The organism is Bordetella petrii (genome assembly GCF_017356245.1).
GTDB classification, from domain to species: domain Bacteria; phylum Pseudomonadota; class Gammaproteobacteria; order Burkholderiales; family Burkholderiaceae_B; genus Bordetella_A; species Bordetella_A petrii_D.
The window spans coordinates 2,320,490-2,341,511 of sequence record NZ_JAFMZZ010000001.1; the positions used below are offsets into that span (position 1 = coordinate 2,320,490).

At 69.2% G+C, this 21,022-nt stretch carries 17 protein-coding genes; 7 read left to right on the plus strand and 10 right to left on the minus strand.

Annotated features, from left to right (window positions below):
* Positions 1-8: 8 nt before the first annotated feature.
* Together ettA and J2P76_RS11220 are read right to left on the minus strand one after the other, a co-directional pair.
* Complete coding sequence (ettA, locus tag J2P76_RS11215; RefSeq protein ID WP_207407315.1) at positions 9-1,682, minus strand: energy-dependent translational throttle protein EttA; 1,674 nt, start codon at positions 1,680-1,682, stop codon at positions 9-11.
* A gap of 64 nt (positions 1,683-1,746) precedes the next feature.
* The gene (locus J2P76_RS11220; RefSeq protein WP_242697351.1) at positions 1,747-2,619 is read right to left on the minus strand and encodes a DMT family transporter; all 873 of its coding nucleotides are present in this window, start codon (positions 2,617-2,619) and stop codon (positions 1,747-1,749) included.
* Positions 2,620-2,792: 173 nt separating this feature from the next.
* Between J2P76_RS11220 and J2P76_RS11225 the strand changes: the two genes are divergently transcribed.
* A complete protein-coding gene (locus J2P76_RS11225; protein WP_207407319.1) occupies positions 2,793-3,290 on the plus strand; it encodes a hypothetical protein in 498 nt (165 codons plus the stop codon).
* 3 nt (positions 3,291-3,293) lie between these two features.
* On the opposite strand, the gene J2P76_RS11230 is transcribed toward J2P76_RS11225, so the two are convergent.
* Positions 3,294-4,229, minus strand: a complete 936-nt coding sequence (locus J2P76_RS11230; protein ID WP_207407321.1) for a glycosyltransferase family 2 protein — start codon at positions 4,227-4,229, stop codon at positions 3,294-3,296.
* A gap of 236 nt (positions 4,230-4,465) precedes the next feature.
* Here J2P76_RS11230 and J2P76_RS11235 point away from each other — a divergent pair, with 236 nt between their 5' ends.
* Positions 4,466-5,389 (plus strand): LysR family transcriptional regulator, encoded by a 924-nt coding sequence (locus J2P76_RS11235; RefSeq protein ID WP_207407328.1) that lies wholly within the window; start codon positions 4,466-4,468, stop codon positions 5,387-5,389.
* A 24-nt stretch (positions 5,390-5,413) separates the two neighbouring features.
* On the opposite strand, the gene J2P76_RS11240 is transcribed toward J2P76_RS11235, so the two are convergent.
* A complete protein-coding gene (locus J2P76_RS11240; RefSeq protein WP_207407330.1) occupies positions 5,414-6,322 on the minus strand; it encodes a LysR family transcriptional regulator in 909 nt (302 codons plus the stop codon).
* 61 nt (positions 6,323-6,383) lie between these two features.
* Between J2P76_RS11240 and J2P76_RS11245 the strand changes: the two genes are divergently transcribed.
* The gene (locus J2P76_RS11245; protein ID WP_207407332.1) at positions 6,384-7,463 is read left to right on the plus strand and encodes a 4-oxalomesaconate tautomerase; all 1,080 of its coding nucleotides are present in this window, start codon (positions 6,384-6,386) and stop codon (positions 7,461-7,463) included.
* 63 nt (positions 7,464-7,526) lie between these two features.
* Positions 7,527-8,513 carry a Bug family tripartite tricarboxylate transporter substrate binding protein gene (locus J2P76_RS11250; protein ID WP_207407334.1) on the plus strand — a complete coding sequence of 329 codons (987 nt, stop codon included), beginning with the start codon at positions 7,527-7,529 and terminating at the stop codon, positions 8,511-8,513.
* An 86-nt stretch (positions 8,514-8,599) separates the two neighbouring features.
* Here the strand turns inward: J2P76_RS11250 and J2P76_RS23745 are convergent, their stop codons facing one another.
* The 4 genes from J2P76_RS23745 to J2P76_RS11265 all read right to left on the minus strand — a co-directional run bounded on the left by J2P76_RS23745 (position 8,600) and on the right by J2P76_RS11265 (position 11,289).
* The gene (locus tag J2P76_RS23745; RefSeq protein WP_268903484.1) at positions 8,600-8,728 is read right to left on the minus strand and encodes a hypothetical protein; all 129 of its coding nucleotides are present in this window, start codon (positions 8,726-8,728) and stop codon (positions 8,600-8,602) included.
* Between the two features lie 136 nt (positions 8,729-8,864).
* On the minus strand, positions 8,865-9,803 hold the full coding sequence (locus J2P76_RS11255) for a sugar kinase (protein WP_207407337.1): 939 nt from the start codon (positions 9,801-9,803) through the stop codon (positions 8,865-8,867).
* Entirely contained in the window at positions 9,796-10,440 is a 645-nt protein-coding gene (locus J2P76_RS11260; RefSeq protein WP_431603392.1) for a bifunctional 4-hydroxy-2-oxoglutarate aldolase/2-dehydro-3-deoxy-phosphogluconate aldolase, read from the minus strand. Before J2P76_RS11260 ends, J2P76_RS11255 begins: the two co-directional genes overlap by 8 nt.
* Positions 10,441-10,458: 18 nt before the next feature.
* The gene (locus tag J2P76_RS11265; protein ID WP_207407340.1) at positions 10,459-11,289 is read right to left on the minus strand and encodes an IclR family transcriptional regulator; all 831 of its coding nucleotides are present in this window, start codon (positions 11,287-11,289) and stop codon (positions 10,459-10,461) included.
* Between the two features lie 174 nt (positions 11,290-11,463).
* On the opposite strand from J2P76_RS11265, the gene uvrA reads away from it, so the two are divergent.
* From uvrA to J2P76_RS11280, 3 genes are read left to right on the plus strand one after another with little or no spacing between them, the layout of a single operon-like run.
* Entirely contained in the window at positions 11,464-17,241 is a 5,778-nt protein-coding gene (uvrA, locus tag J2P76_RS11270) for an excinuclease ABC subunit UvrA (RefSeq protein ID WP_207407342.1), read from the plus strand.
* 17 nt (positions 17,242-17,258) lie between these two features.
* The gene (locus tag J2P76_RS11275; protein ID WP_207407344.1) at positions 17,259-18,416 is read left to right on the plus strand and encodes an aminodeoxychorismate synthase component I; all 1,158 of its coding nucleotides are present in this window, start codon (positions 17,259-17,261) and stop codon (positions 18,414-18,416) included.
* A 28-nt stretch (positions 18,417-18,444) separates the two neighbouring features.
* Complete coding sequence (locus J2P76_RS11280; RefSeq protein WP_207407346.1) at positions 18,445-19,077, plus strand: aminotransferase class IV family protein; 633 nt, start codon at positions 18,445-18,447, stop codon at positions 19,075-19,077.
* 120 nt (positions 19,078-19,197) lie between these two features.
* Here J2P76_RS11280 and J2P76_RS11285 read toward each other — a convergent pair whose 3' ends face one another.
* Positions 19,198-19,917, minus strand: coding sequence for an SDR family oxidoreductase (locus J2P76_RS11285; RefSeq protein ID WP_207407348.1), 720 nt, complete (start codon positions 19,915-19,917; stop codon positions 19,198-19,200).
* Positions 19,914-20,906 carry a Bug family tripartite tricarboxylate transporter substrate binding protein gene (locus tag J2P76_RS11290; protein WP_242697352.1) on the minus strand — a complete coding sequence of 331 codons (993 nt, stop codon included), beginning with the start codon at positions 20,904-20,906 and terminating at the stop codon, positions 19,914-19,916. The genes J2P76_RS11285 and J2P76_RS11290 overlap by 4 nt, the downstream gene beginning before the upstream one ends.
* Positions 20,907-21,022 lie beyond the last annotated feature (116 nt).

Here is a 21,022-nt window from a genome sequence, read left to right on the forward strand (position 1 = left end):
AGCCTCGCTTATTTCAGGGCTTTATAGCGCAGGCGATGGGGCTTGGCGCCCTCTTCGCCCAGGCGGCGCTTCTTGTCGGCCTCGTATTCCTGGTAGTTGCCGTCGAAGAACACGACTTGCGAATCGCCTTCGAAAGCCAGGATGTGCGTGGCGATGCGGTCCAGGAACCAGCGGTCGTGGCTGATCACCATGACGCAGCCGGGGAATTCCAGCAGCGCGTCTTCCAGCGCGCGCAGGGTTTCCACGTCGAGGTCGTTGGACGGTTCGTCGAGCAGCAGCACATTGCCGCCGGCGACCAGCGTCTTGGCCAGGTGCAGCCGGCCGCGTTCGCCGCCCGACAGCTGGCCGACGATCTTGTTCTGGTCGGCGCCCTTGAAATTGAAGCGGCCCAGGTAGGCGCGCGAGGACATTTCGAACTTGCCCACGGTGAGCAGGTCGGCGCCGTCGGACACGGCGTCGAATACGCTCTTGCCGTCTTGCAGCGAATCGCGCGACTGGTCGACGAAGGCCAGCTGCACGGTCTGGCCGATGGCGATGCTGCCCGAATCGGGCTGCTCGCGGCCGGCGATCATGCGGAACAGCGTCGACTTGCCGGCGCCGTTGGCGCCGATGATGCCCACGATGGCGCCGGGCGGCACCTTGAAGCTGAGGTTGTCGATCAGCAGGCGGTCGCCGTAGGCCTTGCTGACGTTGTTGAATTCGATGACCTCATTGCCCAGGCGCTCGCCCACCGGAATGAAGATTTCCTGGGTTTCGTTGCGCTTCTGGTATTCGTACGAAGACAGCTCTTCGAAGCGCGACAGGCGCGCCTTGGCCTTGGCCTGGCGGCCCTTGGGGTTCTGGCGCACCCATTCGAGTTCTTTCTTGATGGTTTTCTGGCGCGCCGATTCGGCGGCTTCTTCCTGCTTGAGGCGGGCTTCTTTCTGTTCGAGCCACGAGCTGTAGTTGCCCTTCCAGGGAATGCCGTGGCCGCGGTCGAGTTCCAGGATCCATTCGGCCGCGTTGTCGAGGAAGTAGCGGTCGTGGGTAACGCCCACCACCGTGCCCGGGAACTTGTGCAGGAACTGTTCCAGCCATTCGACGCTTTCGGCGTCGAGGTGGTTGGTGGGTTCGTCGAGCAGCAGCATGTCGGGCTTGGACAGCAGCAGGCGACACAGCGCCACGCGGCGCTTTTCGCCGCCCGACAGGTTGCCCACCGTGGCGTCCCAGGGCGGCAGGCGCAGCGCGTCGGCGGCGATTTCCATCTGGTGCTCGATGTCGTCGGCGCCGCTGGAGGCGGCCGCCGCGATGACGGCTTCGAGTTCGGCCTGCTCGGCGGCCAGGGCGTCGAAATCGGCGTCGGGCTCGGCATACGCCGCGTAGACCTCATCCAGGCGCTTCTTGGCCTGCACCACCGCGCCCAGCCCTTCTTCGACCGACTGGCGCACGGTGTGGGCCGGGTCGAGCTGGGGTTCCTGCGGCAGGTAGCCGATATTCAGGCCCGGCATGGGCACGGCTTCGCCTTCGATTTCTTTGTCGACGCCGGCCATGATCTTGAGCAGCGTCGACTTGCCCGAGCCGTTCAGGCCCAGCACGCCGATTTTGGCGCCGGGGAAAAACGAAAGGGAAATGTCGCGCAGGATCTGCCGCTTGGGCGGCACGATCTTGCCGACGCGATTCATGGTGTAGACGTATTGGGCCATGGGCTCGTATGCAGAAAAGACAAATCAAGGGAAGCAATGATTGTAGGCCGGAACGGCCCGGGGCCTAAGCGGGCCGCGCCGCCCGGCGCGGGCGCCACTGGGCCAGGCTGACGCCGGCCAGCGCCACCAGGCCGCCCGCCACATGGTAGGCATGCGGCACTTCGCCCAGCAGGAAGGCGGCGATGGCCACCGTGGCCACCGGCATCAGGTTCAGGAAAATGCTGGTGCGGTTGGGGCCCAGGTGGCGCACGCCCTGCATCCACAGATACGGCGCGAACAGCGACGGGAAGATGCCGGCGTACAGCACCAGCGGAATATTGTCGGCGTTCAGCGGCGAGGCGGGCGCCAGCAGGAACGTGGGCAGCTGCAGTGCAATGCCGAACAGCACCTGCACGTACAAAGACTGCCAGACGCCTATCGGCATGGGCCAGCGGCGCAGCAGCACGCCGTACATGGCATAGGCCAGCGCCGCCAGCCCCATCAGCGCGTCGCCCGCGTTGCCGCCGACCTCGAGCAGGCGCAGCGGGTCGCCCTCGCCCAGCAGCACGCCCAGGCCGGCCAGCGACAGGGCTCCGCCCAGCACCGCCGTAGCCGCGGGGCGTTCGCGCAGCACCAGGCTGCCCAGGATGATGGTGAGCAGCGGCACCATGGCGGTGATGATGCCCATATTGGTAGCGGTAGTGGTGGCGGCCGCCACGTAGGTCAGGCCCTGGTACAGGGCGGTTCCCAGCGCACCCAGCACCGCCAGCTTGCCCAGGTGCGGCGCGATGGCGTGCCGGTTGCGCAGCACGCGCGGCAGGACGAACGGCGTGAGCAGCAGCGCCGCCAGCAGCCAGCGGTAGAAGCCGATGGCGGCCGGCTCGATGACGCTGGCCGCCATTTTGGTCACCACCATGTTCAGGGACCAGATCAGCGCCGCCGTCAGCGGAAACAACATATGGCGCGAAGATGGCGCGGGTGAAGCATCGGGCATGGACGGACAGGATGTAAAGCAAAGCCGCGATATTAGCGCCCTGCCCCGCGGCGGACGGAAAACATGGGCGAAAACGCGCGACAATGGCGGCATTGACCGCATTTTGCGCGGCCCCCCGCGCCTTACCAGGAATTGCCATGTCCGCTTCCGCCACCCCGCCGGCCCCGTTGGCACGCTTCAGCTCGCAAGAGCTCGACATGCTGGCCAAAACCGCCGACGCCCTGAGCGCCTACCTGGGCAAGCCCGTGCTGGCCGAAGTCGTGCTGGGCGAAGAAGGCACCGAATGGGTCAGCTTCGGCGTGCCGCTGGCCCAGGGCGCCGCCAGCGACGACCGGCCCCACGTGCAGATGGGCGGCCCGCAGGCCCGCCTGCTGGGCAATCGCGGCGGCCTGGACCCGGCCGACAACGACACTTACGACTGCCTGTACCTGTGGGCCGTGCAGATCACCCTGGCCGAAGGCGAACGCTTCGTGAAGCTGGACCAGGCCGGCGAAGAAACCGCCTGGTCGGACGACCTGGCCGACCTGCTGCCGTTCGCGCTCGCCGACGAACCGCTGCCCGATGACGACGACGATGAAGACGAAGACGACGAGGATGACGACGCGCCCCCGCAGGGCGGGCCCGGCCCGCGCTGAAACCTAGGCCAGGCCGCGCCGCCGGTCGCGCCAGTACAGCGCGTAGCCCAGCGGCCACATCAGGGCCACCAGGGCCCGCGCGGCGGGCACGGTCAGGCGGTAGGCCTGCACCGCGGTGGGCAGGCCCGAATGCTCCAGGTCCAGGCGGAACCGCGTGTAGCGGGCGGCCGCCATCAGGAATTCTTTGGGCCGGTAGCGGAACCAGTCCATGTGGTGTTCCAGGATGTCCCAGGCCAGCAGGTACAGGCCCTGCGCGTTGTTGCGCACCGACACCGTGGCGCGGCTCAGGCCGTCGGCGCTGGGATGGTAGATGCGCACCACCTGGTTGATGCAGCGGCTCAGGTAGCCGGCGCGCGCCATGGCCCACCAGATCAGGCTCTCGGGCACGAAGCCCGCCACGTCTTCGGGAAACGGGAAGCGGCGCAGCACATCGGTGCGCATGCTGCCGAATTTCTCGCCCTTGATGCGGTGGCGGAAATACATCTCGACCGCGGAAGTATCGAAGACGTCTTGCGGAAAGCGGTCGCCCACGATGGCGCCGTCGGGCCCGGCGCACAGGCCGGTAACGCCCACGTAGCCCTCGCGCCGGTCGGGCGGGATGGCTTCCCAGCCTTCCCGCAGGATCTGCAGCGCCTGCGGCGGGATCTCGTCGTCGCTGTCCAGCGTTACCACGAAATCGCCGCGCGCTTCGCGCACGCCGCGGTTGAACGCGGTTTTCTTGTGGCGGTTTTTCTGCCACACATAACGAATGGGGAATTCGGCCTGCGCCTGCCAGGCCAGCACGGCTTCGTGAGTGCGGTCGGTGGAACCGTCATCGACGATCAGCCATTCGAAATCGCGACAGGTCTGTCGACGTAGGGATTCATACACACGGTGCAGCGTGGCGGCCCGGTTATAGGTGGGCGTCAGTACCGTGAACATGTAATGCGGGTCACTCATGCGCTGGGGCCGGTTCGCGACAGGAGAAACGGCGACGTCTAATTGATTATGGGTAAAAACAAGGGCTCCAGTGTATGGGATATGCGCGAAACCAACGCATTCGGGCCCGCCCATTTTGCAAACAAATCTGTCATGTTTTTCCATATTTATACTGAGCCCCGCGCGCGGTCCCGCCCCCGAAAGGGCCGGAATGGGCGCGGCCGGCGGTAAACTCGGGCGGCTCATACGGAACATCCATGGAACCCAGTCCCATCCAGCTGAACGATATTGCGCTGTTCGTCGAAGTGGCCCGCCGCAAGAGCTTCAGCATGGCCGCCCGCGCGCTGTCCATGCCGACCTCGACCCTGTCGCGCCGCATCGGCCAGCTGGAACAGGCCATCGGCCTGCGGCTCATCAACCGCAACACGCGGCGCCTGGAGCTCACCAATGCGGGCACGGCATACCTGCGCCGCTGCCAGGGGCTGGTCGACGAGGCGCGCCTGGCGCACGAACAGCTGCTGGCCCTGTCGGCCCGGCCGCAGGGCCGCCTGAGCATCTCCATTCCGTACAGCATGGCCATCTGGCTGCTGCCCGAGGCCCTGAAGGCGTTTACCGAACGCTACCCCGACCTGGAATGCGAATTCGACCTCAGCCTGAAGCCGGCCGAGAATTCACAGGGCGGCCCCTTCGACATCGCGCTGCGGTTCGGCCGCGACCAGGTTGCCGCCGAGCTCGCCACGGAAGACCCTTCGGTGCAGGAAATCACCACGCTGGACAGCTATCTGTACGCGTCGGCCGATTATCTGCGCGACCACGGCGAGCCGCGGCAGCCGGCCGACCTGTCGGCTCATGAATGCCTGCGCACCGCCATCGACCGCGAACATTCGTCATGGACGCTGCGCAACGGCGAGCGCACCGAGCGCGTGGCGGTGCGGGGCGCCATTGCCGGCAACAACATCAGCGTCATCGGCACCCTGTCGGGGCTGGGGCTGGGCATTACGCGGCTGCCGAACTGCCGGGCGCTGGCGCCCATCATCGGCCGCAACGGGCTGCAGCAGATACTGCACGGCTGGAGCACCGAGCCGCTGCCGGTGTTCGCGATTTTTCCGTCGCCGGTGCTGCCGGCCAAGACGCGGGTATTCATGGAATTCCTGCGGCCCTGGCTGGATCCGGCCGACTGAAGCGCGCCGCGCCCGGCGCGCAGATCAGCGCCGCGCCGCCCGCCCGGCGTCTTTCAACAAGGTATACAGCACCCGGGCCGCCGGCGATAGCGGCCGGCCGTGCCGCACGATCAGGCCCAGCGTGCGGCTGACGCGCGGCTTGGACAGCGGCACGCCCACCAGGGTGGGATGAGTGGTCAGGGGCAGCGCCAGCTGCGGCACGGCGGCCACGCCCAGGCCGGCTTCCACCATGCCCAGCAGCGTCAGGATGTGGCTGACTTCGAATGCGCTCATGGCGCGCTTGCCGGATTTGGCCAGGGCCACGTCGATGAGCAGCCGGTTGCCGCTTTCTTTCGAAACGGTCATGAAGCGCTGGCCGGCCAGTTCGTCCCACATGACGCTTTTGCGCCGCGCCAGGGGATGGTCGTTGCGCACGGCCAGCACGAAGCTTTCTTTGAAGATGGCGCGGAAGTCGACCTCGGCATCCTGGGTGCCGACGAAATTGATGCCGAAGTCGGCCCGCCCGGACGTGACCGCATTGAGCACGGCGTTGGCGCCCTCATCGATGACGCGCACCCGGATGCGCGGATGGCGCGCGGCAAACTCGCTGAGCACCGAGGGCAGGAAGTAGTAGGCCGCCGACGGCACGCAGGCCACGGTGACCAGGCCGCTGAGCTGCCCCGCCAGGTCTTCGGCGCCCAGGATGGCGTTTTCGAGTTCATCGAGCGCGGCGCGCGAACGTTCCAGGAACACGCGGCCCACGTGCGTGAGCGCCACCCGGCGGGTGGTGCGCTCGAGCAGGCGCGCGCCCAGCAGGTTTTCCAGTTTCTCGATGCGCCGGCTGAGCGCCGGCTGCGACAAGTGCAGGTCTTCGGCCGCGGCGCGGAAGCTGGAGCGTTCGGCCACCGCCACGAACGCCTGCAGTTCCTGCAGATCGAAATTGATGCGTGCCATGCATTTATCAATATAAAACTTGCAATTCACGGATTATGGCATCTGTTCCATGATTCCAGCCATGCTGAAAACCATTCCTTGCGTACTGATGCGCGGCGGCACGTCGCGCGGCCCCTTCTTCCGCGCCGACTGGCTGCCGCCCGACCCCGCCCGGCGCGATCGCGTGCTGCTGTGCGCCATGGGCTCGCCGCACGAACTGCAGATCGACGGCCTGGGCGGCGGCCACACGCTGACCAGCAAAGTCGCCATCGTGTCGCCCTCGCGCCGGCCCGGCTGCGACGTGGACTACCTGTTCGCGCAGGTCAGCGTCGACCGCGCGGCGGTGGATACGCGGCCCAACTGCGGCAACATGCTGTCCGGCGTGGCCCCGTTCGCCATCGACCAGGGCCTGGTGCGCGGCCAGCCCGGCGAAACGCGAGTGCGCATTTTCAATGTCAACACGCAATCCACCATCGACGCCACGGTGCAGACGCCGGACGGCCATCCCGAATATGAAGGCGACGCGCGCATCGACGGCGTCAGCGGCACCGGCGCGCCGATCCGGCTGAATTTTGTGGATGCCTGGGGCAAGACTTCGGGCCGGCTGTTTCCCACCGGCCAGCCGCGCGACCAGGTCGACGGCATCTGGGTCACCTGCATCGACGCGGCCATGCCGCTGGTGATGGTGGCGGCCGGCGCGCTGGGGCTGCGCGGCGACGAAACCCCCGCGGCCCTGGATGCCGACGCCGGGCTGCTGGCCCGGCTGGAATCGCTGCGCCGGCAGGCCGCGCTGCGCATGGGCATGGGCGACGTGGCGCACAGCGTCGTGCCCAAGCCGGTGCTGGTCAGCCCGGGCGCCACGCCCGACGAAGTGGTGTCGCGCTATTTCACGCCGGCGAGTTGCCATCGTTCGCATGCCGTGACGGGCGCCATCGGCGTGGCCACCGCGTTCGTCACCCCCGGCACCGTGGCCTGCGCCGCCGCCGCGCCGCGCCCGCCGGGCAGGCACCGCATCGCCGTGGCGCATCCGGCGGGCCGCATCGAAATAGACATCGACATCGATGCCGCGCCGGCCGCCGGCAGCGTACGCACCGCCAGCCTGATCCGCACGGCCCGCAAGATCATGGACGGCCGGCTGTACGTGCCCGCCGAACTATTCTGACCCGACGCGCCGGCGCCCGGCACGGCGCTATCGCACACCGTAGAACTCATACTGGAGACACACATGCCATTGCTTTCCCGCACCTTGTCCTTCGCGGCGCGCGCCGGCGCCGCACTGGCCTGCGCCTGCGCCGCCGCCACTGCGCAGGCAGCCTGGCCGGACCGGCCCATTACCCTGGTGGTGCCCACCGCGCCGGGCGGCGGCAACGATACGCTGGCGCGCGTGGTGGGCGAAAAAATGGGCGCGGCCCTGGGGCAGCCCATCATCGTGGTGAACAAGGCCGGCGCGCAGGGAGCGATCGCCTGCGAATACGTGGCGCAGGCCGCGCACGACGGCTACACCATCATGCTGGGCTACATCGCCACGCACGGCATCAACCCGGCGCTGCAGCACCTGCGCTATGACCCGGTGGCCGATTTCCAGCCGATCGGCATGATGGCGTCGTCCCCCACCCTGCTGGTGGTGTCCAGCAGCGCCCACATCAATTCGGTGCAGGAACTGATCGCCCAGGCCCGCAAAGACCCCGAAAGCCTCAGCTATGCCTCGGCCGGCCTGGGCACGGCGCCGCACGTGGCGGCCGAGCTGTTCAAGCTGCGCACCGGCATCGAGATGCTGCATGTGCCCTACAAGGGCTCGGCGCCCGCCATGACCGACACGCTGGCCGGCGTGACGCAGGTGATGTTTCCCAGCCTGTTCAGTGCTTATCCGCACCTGGCTTCGGGCAAGGTCAAGGCCCTGGCGCTGGCCGGCGAGCACCGCGCCGAAGCGCTGAAAGACGTGCCCACCCTGGACGAGCTGGGCGTGCCGGGCGTGCACGTGCCGCAGTGGTACGCGCTGTTCGCGCCGGCCGGCACCGACGCGGCCGTCGTGGCGCGGCTGAACGCGGCGCTGAACACGGCCCTGCGCGATCCGGGCGTGATCGACAAGTTCCACGAGCAGGGGGCCGAAGTGCAGTCCGGCACGCCGCAGGCGCTGGGCAGCTTCGTGCAGTCGGAAGTGGCGCGCTGGAAGACGGTGGTGGGCAAGGCGCACCTGGCGGCCGCGCAATAAGGGCGGGATGCCCGCGCCACCTGCCCTGCGGCAGGCGAAAAAAAACCGCCGGAAGACCGGCGGTTTTTTGCATCAAGGCGCGGGGATTACACGCGCTTGATTTTTTCCAGCATCTTGAACACGCCTTTGGGCGAGTTGACGAACAAGCGCTTGAAAGCCTTGCCCAGGCAACGGCGTTCCAGGGTGTTGCGACGCACGCGTTTGCGCTCAGCCATGATGGTTCTCCGGTAAGGTTCGATGGTGCCCAAACCCGCCCGACGTGCCCGGTGCTGCACCGGGGGCCACAGGCTGGCGGCAAAAACTGGGATAACTCGGCATTCTAGCCCGAAACGGCCCGGCCGCCAAACCGCCCTAGCCGGTGGCCCCGCCGCCCGCCAGCAGAGCCCGCACGGCATCCGGGCGCGGCAGCGGTTCGACCGCGCCATAGCCGGTGGTGGACAGCGCCGCCGCCGCGTTGGCGTGGCGCACGGCGGCCAGCCAGTCGTCGCCGGCGCAGCGCCGCGCCAGCAGATTGCCGGCGAAGCAGTCGCCGGCGCCGGTGGCATCCACGGCCTGGACGGCCAGCCCGGGCACCGGCGTGCGCGTGCGGCCGTCATCGACCAGCGCGCCGTCTTTGCCCAGCTTCAGCACCACCACGCCCGGCGCGCCGGCGGCGCGGATCCAGTCCAGAGTGCGCTGCGGGTCGTCGTGGCCGGTCAGGTGGCGCAGGTCGTCAAGGCTGGGCAGGAACAGGTCGGCCATGGCCAGCGCCTCGCGCAGGACGGCGCGCGCGCGCGCCACCGGCCACAGGCGCAGGCGCAGATTGGAATCCAGGCTGACCTGCCCGCCGGCCCGGCGCGTGCGCGCGATGGCCTCGAACACGGTATCGCAGGCGCTGGCGCTGATCGCCAGGCTGATGCCCGATACGTGCAGGAAGCGGCAGCGCGCCAGCGGCCCGCCGTCGAGGTCGGACGGCTGCATGCGGCTGGCGGCCGAATCGCGGCGCAGGTAGCTGAACACATGCCCGTCGGCGCCGTGCTGCACGAAATACACGCCGGTATGGGCGTCGGGATCGACCCGCACGCCCGTGGTATCGACCTGTTCGCCGCGCAGCAGCTGCAGCAGCTGTTCGCCGAACGCGTCGCCGCCCACTCGCGTCAGGTAGGCGCAGCGCGCGCCCTGGCGGGCCGCGGCGATTACCGCGTTGGAGGTATCGCCGCCGAAACCCTGCAGATAGTGAGGGTCGCCGGCGCGGGTCTGGTTGAATTCGATCAGCGGCTCGCCCAGCCCGACGATATCGAAATCAGCCATGGGCCGCCTCGCGGGTGTGGACGATCTGGCGCACCAGCGCGGCGGTGTCGCGCGCGGCGAAGGCGGCCTTGTCGTACAGATTGCTGCCGATGCCGACCAGCGCCGCGCCGGCGGCGAAGTATTCGCCCATGTTCTGTTGCGTGACGCCGCCGGTGGGGCAGAACACAGTATCGGGAAACACCGATTTCAGCGCCGCCAGGTGGCGCGGGCCGCCGGTGTCGGCCGGGAAGATTTTCACCATGTCGGCCCCGGCATGGCGCGCCGCCAGCACCTCGCTGGGGGTGAAGGCCCCCAGCAGGCACAGGGCGCCGGCCGCGTGCGCCATGTCGGCAATGCCGGGCACCAGGCCGGGCGCCACCAGGAAGTCGGCTCCCGCCACCAGGGCGTCGCGCGCCTGGACTTCGTCGAGCACGGTGCCCACCCCCAGCGTCAGCGCGTCGCCGTGCTTGTCGCGCAGGGCGCGCACCAGGTCGGTGACGCCGGGAATCGTCCAGGTCAGTTCGAGGGTCTGGCAGCCGGCCTGCACGGCGATTTCGGCGGCATAGCCGGCGGTGGCGGCGTCGGCGTAGCGCAGCACCGGCACGACGCGGTCGGCCAGCAGGCGCGCCATCGGAACAGAAGCAGAAGCAGAACTCATGGGCATCTCGCGGCAGGGTTACAGGAGGTGGCCGGCCAACGGCGCGGGCATGCCGGCCAGGTGGACGGCCGCCGCGGCGCGCAGCCGCAGCAGGGGGTCGATGTAGGCGGAGGGCGGCCGGGCCGGCTGGCGGAACGCCAGGGTGCTGACGCTGACGCCGGCCACCGCGCGGCCGCCGGCATCGCACAGCGCCACGCCGTAGCAGACGATGCCGGGCTCGTTTTCTTCATTATCCACCGCGTAGCCCTGGCGGCGCACTTGCGCCAGCTCGGCGCGCAGGGCGGCCGCGGTGGCCAGCGTGGCCGGCGTCAGGCGCGGCAGCGGCAGGCTGGCCAGGCGGGCGTCCAGTGCGGCGGGATCGAGCACGGCCAGGCAGGCCTTGCCCACCGCGCTGCAATGCAGCGGTAACTGCCCTCCGATGCGCGAGGCCATGCGTACGGCGCCGGGGCCATCGAGTTTTTCGATGTACACCATGGCATCGCCGGCCGGCACCGCCAGGTGGACGGTCTGGCCGGTGTTGTCCCGCAGGGCGTGCAGCTCGGGCAGCAGGGCCACGCGCAGATCGAAGCGCGACCAGCTGCGGCTGGCCAGGCTGAGCAGGCGCGGGCCCAGCACGTAGGCGCCATCGGGCTGCGCGGCGATCAGGCCGTGTTCGAGCAGGCCCGCCACGATGCGATACACCGTGGGGCGCGGATAGCCGCTGCGCGCGGCCAGTTCGGCCATGCCGGGCGGCTGCGCCGCGTCGGCCACGTGCTGCAGCACGCACATGAACTTGCCGAACGCGGCCGTGCCGGCGACAGCGCCGCCCGGCGCGGCGTTTGCTGAAAGCGTAGAATAGGTTTCGTCCATATTGTGGACAACAATTCATAATGTAGACATTATCCCTGCCCATGGGCCCGCTGTCGATGGCGCGCTACCCGGATTTTCGGGAATCTGAGATACTGTTTATATATACAGATATTTTGGGCGATATCCTGTCGCCTTCGGGTTCCCTCTTCACCGCCCCACGCCTCCCCCACCGTCATGAGCTCCCACATCCGCATCGTCGGCGCACGCCAGAACAATCTGAAGAACCTGGACCTGACTCTCGCCACGGGCGAGCTGGTGGTCATTACCGGTGTTTCGGGGTCGGGCAAAAGCTCGCTGGCGTTCGACACGCTGTATGCCGAAGGCCAGCGCCGCTACGTCGAGACCTTCTCGCCCTACGCGCGCCAGTTTCTCGACCGCATGGACAAGCCGCAGGTCGACCGCATCGAAGGCATTCTGCCGGCCATCGCCATCGACCAGACCAATCCGGTGCGCAGCTCGCGCAGCACGGTCGGCACCATGACCGAGCTCAACGACCACCTGAAGCTGCTGTTCGCGCGCGGCGCCAGGCTGTACTGCCGGGGCTGCGCCAAAGAGGTGCGGCGCGACACGCCCGATTCCATCGCGGCCTCGCTGGCGCTGCGCGCGCCGGCGGCCGGCGACCCGCGCCTGGTGATCACTTTCCCCATCGCGGTGCCCGCCAACTTCACCGAAGAAGAAGTGCGCGGCTTTCTGGAACAGCAGGGCTACACGCGGGTGCACCGTGAAGAAACCGGCCGCGCGCACACGCCGCGGGCCGCCGGCAAGGGCAAGGCCAAGGCCAAGACCAAAGCGGCAGCGGGCGACGAGCCGCGCCGCATTCTGCATGTGGTGCAAGACCGCTTCCGCCATTCCGGCGCCGAACGCGAGCGCCTGATGGAAGCGCTGGACACCGCGCTGCGCATGGGCGGCGGGCACATGGCGGTGCACGCGCTTGACGATGACGGCGCGGATGCGCAGGTCTGGAAATACAGCGATCGCCTGCACTGCGCCGATTGCGACATCGAATACACCGACCCGCTGCCCAGCAGCTTTTCGTTCAATTCGCCGCTGGGCGCGTGCGAAGCGTGCCGCGGCTTCGGGCGTGTGATCGGCATCGACTACGGCCTGGTCATCCCCGACGAAAACAAGACGCTGCGCGAAGGCGCCATCAAGCCCTGGCAGACGCCGTCGTTCAAGGAATGCCAGGACGACATGGCCAAGTACGCGCCGCGCGCCGGGGTGCCCATGTCGGTGCCCTGGAAGGCCATGACCGACGCCCAGCGCCACTGGGTGCTGCACGGCGACCCCGACTGGAAGGGCGGCAACAACGCCTGGAAAACCCAGTGGTACGGCGTGCACCGCTTCTTTGCGTGGCTGGAAAGCCGCGCCTACAAGATGCACGTGCGCGTGCTGCTGTCCAAGTACCGCAGCTACACGCCCTGCCCGACCTGCAACGGCGCGCGGCTCAAGCCCGACGCGCTGCTGTGGCGCCTAGGCAGCAAGGCAGAAGCCGACCAGGTACTGCCCCCCGGCGACGAACGCTACCAGCGCTTCATGCCGGCCGGCGCCGCCTGGACGCGCGAACAGCTAGAGTCGCTGGACGGCCTGTCGATCCACGACGTGATGCTGCTGCCCATCGAGCGCGTGCGCACGTTCTTCGACACGCTGTCGTTCAGCGGCGCGCTCGATGCCGCCACCGACCTGCTGCTGACCGAGGTGCGCGCACGGCTGAAATTCCTGTGCGACGTGGGCCTGGGCTACCTGACGCTCGACCGCCAGAGCCGCACGCTGTCGGGCGGCGAAGTGCAGCGCATCAACCTGACCACGGCGCTGGGCACCTCGCTGGTGAACACGCTGTTCGTGCTGGACGAGCCTTCCATCGGCCTGCACCCGCGCGACATGCACCGGGTGGTAGAGGTGATGCACCGGCTGCGCAATGCCGGCAACACGCTGGTGGTGGTGGAACACGACCCGCAAGTCATGGTGGCGGCCGACCGCATCATCGACATCGGCCCGGGCCCCGGCGAACGCGGCGGCCGCATTGTGTTCGACGGCACGCCGGCGCAGCTGCGCGCCTCACCCACGCTGACCGGCGACTACCTGGGCGGACGCCAGCGCGTCGAGGCGCCCCGCCCCATGCCGGTGGCGGCCAATACGCCGCGCCTGCTGCTGGAAGGCGCCACGGCGCACAACTTGCGCAACGTCTCGGTGGAACTTCCGCTGGGCCGCCTGGTGTGCGTGACCGGCGTATCGGGGTCGGGCAAGTCGACCCTGGTGCAGGATGTGCTGTACCCCGCCCTGCTCAAGCACCAGGGCAAGCCGTCCGAGGCGCCGGGCGCCTTCGAGCGCCTGCTGGGCGCCGAACAGATCGCCGACGTGGTCATGGTGGACCAGACCCCCATCGGCAAGACCGCGCGTTCGAACCCGGCCAGCTACGTGGGCGCCTTCGACGCCATCCGCAAGCTGTTCGCGCAGGCGCCGGTGGCCAAAGAGCGCGGCTATACCGCCGGCACCTTCAGCTTCAACAGCGGCGACGGACGCTGCCCCACCTGCGGCGGCACCGGCTTCGAGCATGTCGAGATGCAGTTCCTGTCCGACGTGTACCTGCGCTGCCCCGACTGCGACGGACGGCGCTTCCGGCCCGAAGTGCTGGAAGTGCGCGTCGAGCACCTGGGCAACAGCGCCTCGATCGACCAGGTGCTGGAAATGACCGTCAGCGAGGCGCTGGAATTCTTCAAGGGACTGCGCGACGTGCAGACCGGCCTGGCGCCGCTGGCCGACGTGGGCCTGGAATACGTGCGGCTGGGCCAGCCGGTGCCCACCCTGTCGGGCGGCGAGGCGCAGCGCCTGAAGCTGGCCGGCCACCTGGCCGAGGCCGCGCGCAGCGGCATATCGACCGCCAAGGTGGCCAAGAAAGGCAGCCTGTTCCTGTTCGACGAGCCCACCACCGGCCTGCACTTCGATGACGTGGCGCGCCTGATGCGGGCCTTCCGCAAACTGCTGGCGGCCGGCCACACGCTGCTGGTCATCGAGCACAACCTGGACGTGATCCGCGCGGCCGACTGGCTGATCGACCTGGGCCCCGAAGGCGGCGACGCCGGCGGCCTGGTAGTGGGCGTGGGCACGCCGCAAGACCTGATGGACAATCCGCGTTCGCACACCGGCGCCGCGCTGCGCGAATATGCGGTCAGCGTGCTGCCGGGCGACGTGGCGGTCAGCACCGACGCCGATGCGCAGATCGCCGAGCAGGCCGGCCTGGCGCCGGTCATCGCCGAACCGGTGCCGGCCTACGGCGCCGACACGGGCACGCCGCTGCAATCGGTGATGCGCCGCCGGCGCGAGTCGCGCGCCATCGAGATCCGCAACGCGCGCGAACACAACCTGAAGAACGTCAACGTCGAGATCCCCCACGACAAGTTCACGGTGATCACCGGCGTGTCGGGCTCGGGCAAATCCACACTGGCGTTCGACATCCTGTTCAACGAAGGGCAGCGGCGCTATCTGGAATCGCTCAACGCCTACGCCCGCGCCATCGTGCAGCCGGCCGGCAAGCCCGACGTGGACGCCATCTTCGGCATACCGCCCACGGTGGCCATCGAGCAGCGCACCAGCCGCGGCGGCCGCAAGTCGACCGTGGCCACCATGACCGAGATCCACCACTTCCTGCGGCTGCTGTATGTGAAGCTGGGCACGCAGTACTGCCCCGACTGCCAGGTGGCGGTCGAGCCGCAGAATGCCGACCAGATCGTGGCGCGCCTGCTGCGCGAGCACAAAGGCCAGCATATCGGCCTGCTGGCGCCGCTGGTCACGGCGCGCAAAGGCTATTACACCGACCTGGCCAAATGGGCCGGCGCCAAGGGCTACACGCACCTGCGGGTCGACGGCGCCTTCATTCCGGTCAGCCCCTGGCCGCGCCTGGACCGCTACAAAGAACACACCATCGAGCTGCCGGTGGCCGACCTGGTGGTCGAGCCCGAAAACGAAGCGGCGCTGCGCCAGGCCGTGAAAAGCGCGCTGGAACACGGCCAGGGCGTGCTGAGCATGGTGTGGCCCGTGAACAAGCTGCACGAGGCGCTGGACAGCGAACTGCAGCAGCAGCATTTCTCGGTGAAGCGCGCCTGCCCGTCGTGCGGCACCAGCTTCCCCGAGCCCGATCCGCGTCTGTTCTCGTACAACTCGAAGCACGGCTGGTGCCCGGACTGCTTTGGCACCGGCGTGCAGCTGCAGGACTTCGACGCCGAGCAGACCGGCGAAGAAAGCGCCTGGAACGCCGGCTACGAAGGCGAAGCCGGCGCCTGCGCCACGTGCGACGGCCAGCGCCTGAACCGCGTGGCGCGCGCCGTGCGCTGGCGCGAGCGCTCGATCGCCGAGCTGGCGGCCATGCCGGTGTCCGAGGCCCATACCTTCTTCACCGGGCTGGTGGCGCGCGGCCGCGAAGGCGAGATCGCGCGCGACATCCTGGCGGAAATCCGCGGCCGCCTGAACTTCATGAAAGAAGTGGGGCTGGACTACCTGGCGCTGGACCGCGCCGCGCCGACCCTGTCGGGCGGCGAGGCGCAGCGCATCCGCCTGGCCGCACAGCTGGGCTCGAACCTGCAGGGCGTGTGCTATGTGCTGGACGAGCCCACCATCGGCCTGCACCCGCGCGACAACCGCATCCTGCTGGACGCGCTGGCGCGCCTGGAAGGCAACGGCAACACGCTGGTGGTGGTGGAACACGACGACGACACCATCCGGCGCGCTTCGCACATCATCGATATCGGCCCGGGCGCGGGGGTGCGGGGCGGCCGCGTGGTGGCGCAGGGCAGCGCGCAGGACCTGATCGACGCGCCCGAATCCGTCACCGGCCGCTACCTGGCCAAGCCGCTGGCGCACCCCCTGCAGGGGCGCCGCCCGGTGCAGAACGACACGCCGATGATCAAGATCCACGGCGCGCGCCTGCACAACCTGCGCCACGTCGACGCCCGCATCCCGGTGGGCCGCCTGAGCGTGGTGACGGGCGTGTCCGGCTCGGGCAAGTCGACCCTGGCGCGCGAGGTGCTGCTCGACAACCTGCTGCAGGCCGTGTCGCAAGGCAAGGCGCCGCGCTGGAACGGCTGCGAGCAGATCACCGGCTGGCAGGCCATCGACCGCGTGCTGGAAGTGGACCAGACGCCCATCGGCAAGACGCCGCGCTCGTGCCCGGCCACCTACATCGGATTCTGGGACGACGTGCGGCGGCAATTCGCCGACACGCGCGAGGCGCGCATGCGCGGCTGGGGCGCGGCACGCTTCTCGTTCAACACCGGCGACGGCCGCTGCCCCATCTGCGAAGGCCAGGGCATGCGCACCATCGAGATGAGCTTCCTGCCCGACGTGAAAGTGCCGTGCGATGCCTGCAACGGCGCGCGCTTCAACAGCGACACGCTGTCGGTGCAGATGCGCGGCAAGAATGCCGGCGAGCTGCTCAACATGGAAGTCGACGACGCGCTGGAATACTTCACGGCGCATCCCAAGATCCACCGCCCGCTGCAACTGATGCAGGACGTCGGCCTGGGCTACCTGACCCTGGGCCAGCCCTCGCCCACGCTGTCGGGCGGCGAGGCCCAGCGCATCAAGCTGGTAACCGAGCTGTCCAAGGCGCGCCTGACCGAAGGCGTCATCACCACCGGCCGCGCCTCGCGCATTCCGCACACGCTGTACGTGCTGGACGAGCCCACCGTCGGCCTGTCGATGGCCGACGTGGAAAAGCTCATCCACGTGCTGCACCGGCTGGTGGCGGCCGGCAACACGGTGGTGGTGATCGAGCACAACCTGGACGTCATCGCCGAAGCCGACTGGCTGCTCGACCTGGGCCCCGAAGGCGGCACCGGCGGCGGCAAGCTGGTGGCCGAAGGCTCGCCCGAGCACGTCATGGACCTGCGCGGCACATCGCACACCGGGCGCGTGCTGGCGGAGTTCCTGGCGCAGCAGGAAGAAGGCGCCAAGGTCTGAGCCAGGCAGCGCCCACCATGCATTGCCGATTTGAAGACCGGCTGGCCGGGCGGGCCCTGTGCCTGCGCGACCCGCTGCAGCGCATCGAGGCGCGCCGGCCCGGCGAGCTGCCCGCGGCGCTGGACGCCATCGAAGCGGCGCGCGGCGCCGGCCATTGGATTGCCCTGCTGCTCGACTACGAACTGGGCGAATGGCTGGCGCCCGAGACCACCCTGCCGCCGCCGAGCGGCCCGGCGGCGGCGCCGCACCCCGACGCACACGCGCCGCGCCTGGCCGCACTGGTGTTCGGCCGCATGGCCGCCGAAGCCCCGTGGCCCGCGCCGCCGGACGATGCCGATGCCGCGCGCATCCTGTCGGTTCAGCCGCGCATGGCGCGCGCCGACTACCTGCGCCAGGTGGGCCACATCCGCGCGCTGATCGAGGCCGGCGAGCTGTACCAGGTGAACTACACCCAGCCGCTCGACGTGCGCGTGCAGGGCGACCCGCAATTGCTGTACCGGCGCATTGCCGCGCGCCATCCCGTGGCCCATGGCGCCTATATCGAAGACGGCGCGCGCACCGTGCTGTCGTTCTCGCCCGAGCTGTTCGTGCGGCGCGACGGCGGGCGCCTGACCGTGCGGCCCATGAAGGGCACCGCGCCGCGCCACCCCGATCCGGCCGAAGACGAGCGGCTGGGCCGCGAGCTGCACGCCAGCCCCAAGAACCGCGCCGAAAACCTGATGATCGTGGACCTGCTGCGCAATGACCTGGGCCGCCTGGCCGAGCCCGGATCGGTGCAGGTGCCGGCGCTGTTCTCGCTGGAACGCTATCCCACCGTCTGGACCATGACCTCGACTGTCACGGCCTACGCGCCCGCGGCCGGCCTGGCCCAGGTGCTGCAGGCGCTGTTCCCGTGCGGATCGGTCACGGGCGCGCCCAAGGTGGCGGCCATGCGCCGCATCCGGCAGCTGGAAATCGCCCCGCGCGGCCTGTATTGCGGCGCCATCGGCTGGCTGGCGCCCGGCGGCGATTTTTCGCTGAACGTGGCGATACGCACCCTGGTGCTGGATAAAGACAGCCGCGGCGTCTACAGTGTGGGCGGCGGCATCGTGCACGACTCCGACCCCGGGCAGGAATGGCAGGAATGCCTGTGGAAAGCCCGCATCCTGCACGACGCCATGCGGCCGCCGCAATAAGCCTGGCCCCTTCAACCGGAACCCGTCCATGTCTCCCGAGCTGATCGAGACCCTGCTGGCCGACGCCGAAGGCGAAATCCCGCTGCTGGCGCGCCACCTGGCGCGGCTGCAGGCGGCCGGCGCCGCGCTCGGCTACCCCTGCGACACAGCCGCCATCGAACGCGACCTGCGCATGGCCGCCGCCGCGCTGGTCACGCCCGGCCCGCACCGGCTGCGCCTGCTGCTGGACCGCGCCGGCCGCCGCCACATCCAGACCGCCGCGCTGCCGGCGCTGGCGCCTAGCCAGCAGGTGATGCTGTCCGACCAGATACTGGACGCGCGCGAGCCGCTGCTGCGCTACAAGACCACGCACCGCCCCTGGTACGCCGATGCCGCCGCCTGGCTGGCCGCGCATCCCGGCGTATTCGACCTGCTGTTCCTGAACCAGCGCGGCGAACTTTGCGAAGGCAGCCGCAGCAATGTCTACCTGCAGGTGCGCGGCGTCTGGTACACCCCGCCCGTCGATTGCGGCTGCCTGCCCGGCGTGCAGCGCGCCGAACTGCTGGACAGCGGACGCGCGCAAGAGCGCGTGCTGACCCTGGACGACCTGCACGCGGCGCAGGGCATCCGCCTGTCGAACGCGCTGCGCGGCTGGTTCGACGCCGCCCTGCACACCGCCTGAAGATATAGCCAGCAAGATACCAGGTGTCTGACTCCCGCAGGGTGTCAGACACCGTATGGTTGAAACAGCCCCTGCACACGTCGGTGTCAGGCACCTTGCGGAGCCTGACACCTGCCCCGCTCAGGCCGCGCCCACCGACAGGCCGCCGCACACATACAGCGTTTGCCCGGTAATGAAGCCGGCGCGCGGGTCGAGCAGCATGGCCACGGCGTGCGCCACTTCTTCGGGCTGGCCGATGCGCCCCACCGGAATCGACGCAGCCAGTTCGCGCGTGCGCGGGTGGCCGGGCGGGTTGGACTGGTTGAACAGTTCGGTGGCCACCGGGCCGGGCGCCACCGCGTTGACGGTGATGCCCGAGGCAGCGAGCTCCAGCGCCCAGGTGCGGGTCATGCCGGCCAGGCCGGCCTTGCTGGCGCCGTAGGCGGTACGGCCCGGCTTGCCCAGCGCGGCGCGGCTGCCGATATTGACCACCCGGCCATGGCCCTGCTGACGCATGGCCGGCAGCAGGCCCTGCAGCAACAGCAGCGGCGCCACCAGGTTCACCGCCAGCGTGTCCTGCAGGGCCTGTCCGGACACCTGCTCGATATTGGCCACCTGGATCATGCCGGCGTTGTTCACCAGGTGCAGCACCTGGCGCTGCGCCGCCAGCTCGGCCACGGCCTGGCGCGTGCGCGCGGCATCGGACAGGTCCACCGAGACAAAGGTTTCGCCGGGCAGCAGCGCGGCCGGCGCGCCGCGGCTGAAGTTGACCACGTCGTAGCCGTCTTCCAGCAGGCGCGCGGCAATGGCGCGGCCGATGCCGCGGCTGGCGCCGGTGATCAATGCGGTGGGCCGGTTCATTTGGTGGCGATGCCCCGTTGCTTGATCAGCCCGCCCCATTTGTCGCGCTCGCGCTGCTCGAAGGCTGCCAGGTCGGCGCCGAACAAGGTGCCGGGCCGCGCGCCCATGCCTTCGAACTGGCGCGCCAGTTCGGGCGCCTGCAGGCCGCTGCGCGCGGCCTCGATCAGGGCGCGCACCACGGGCTCGGGCGTGCCGCGCGGCGCGTACAGCGCAAACCAGGCCGTCACGTCGAAGCCCGGCAGGCCCGATTCGTTGAAGGTCGGCAGGTCGGGCACCGACGGATCGCGCTGCAGCGAGGTAATGGCGATGCCGCGCACCCGCGAACCGTCGCGGAGCTGCGCCAGCGAGCCCGGCAGGTTGTCGAACAGCAAATCGACCTGCCCCCCGGCCACGGCCGGCAGCGACGCCGAGGTGCCCTTGAACGGCACGTGCAGCAGCTCGATGCCGGCCACCGCCTCGAAATAAGCGCCCGTCAGGTGCACCGACGAACCCACCCCCGGCGAGGCGTATGTCAGCTTCTGTTCTTTGCGGGCCTTGGCCGCCTTGATGACGTCGGCCAGGGTCTTGAACGGCGACTGGGCGCGCACCGCCAGGATGTTGGGCGTGGTCGAGACCAGCGCGATGGGCACCAGGTCTTTGGCCGGATCGAACGGCATGCTGGCGTACAGGAACTGGTTGATGCTTTGCGTGCCGATGGTGCCCAGGCCCAGCGTGTAGCCGTCGGCCGCGCTGCGCGCCACGTGGGCCATGCCCACATTGCCGCCGGCGCCGGGCCGGTTCTCGACCAGCACCGTCTGCTTCAGGCCGGGCTCCATGGCGTGCGCAATGGCGCGGCCGAAGATGTCGGCGGCGCCGCCCGGCGGATAAGGCACCACGACGGTGACAGGATGGTCGGGGTAAGGCGCGGCTTGCGCGGCCGGCCCCAGGGCCAGCGCCAGCCCGGCGGCGGCCAGGCATTTCACGGCTAACAGCGGCAATGCGGAACGCATGGGGTGGTCTCCTTTGTTGTTGTAGCGGCCTGGCGGCGGGCCCGGCCCGGCCGCCTGGCTTGCTTGTTTCCCTGGCGGGTTTTCAATAAAGTACTTAAATACGTACTTTATGAATA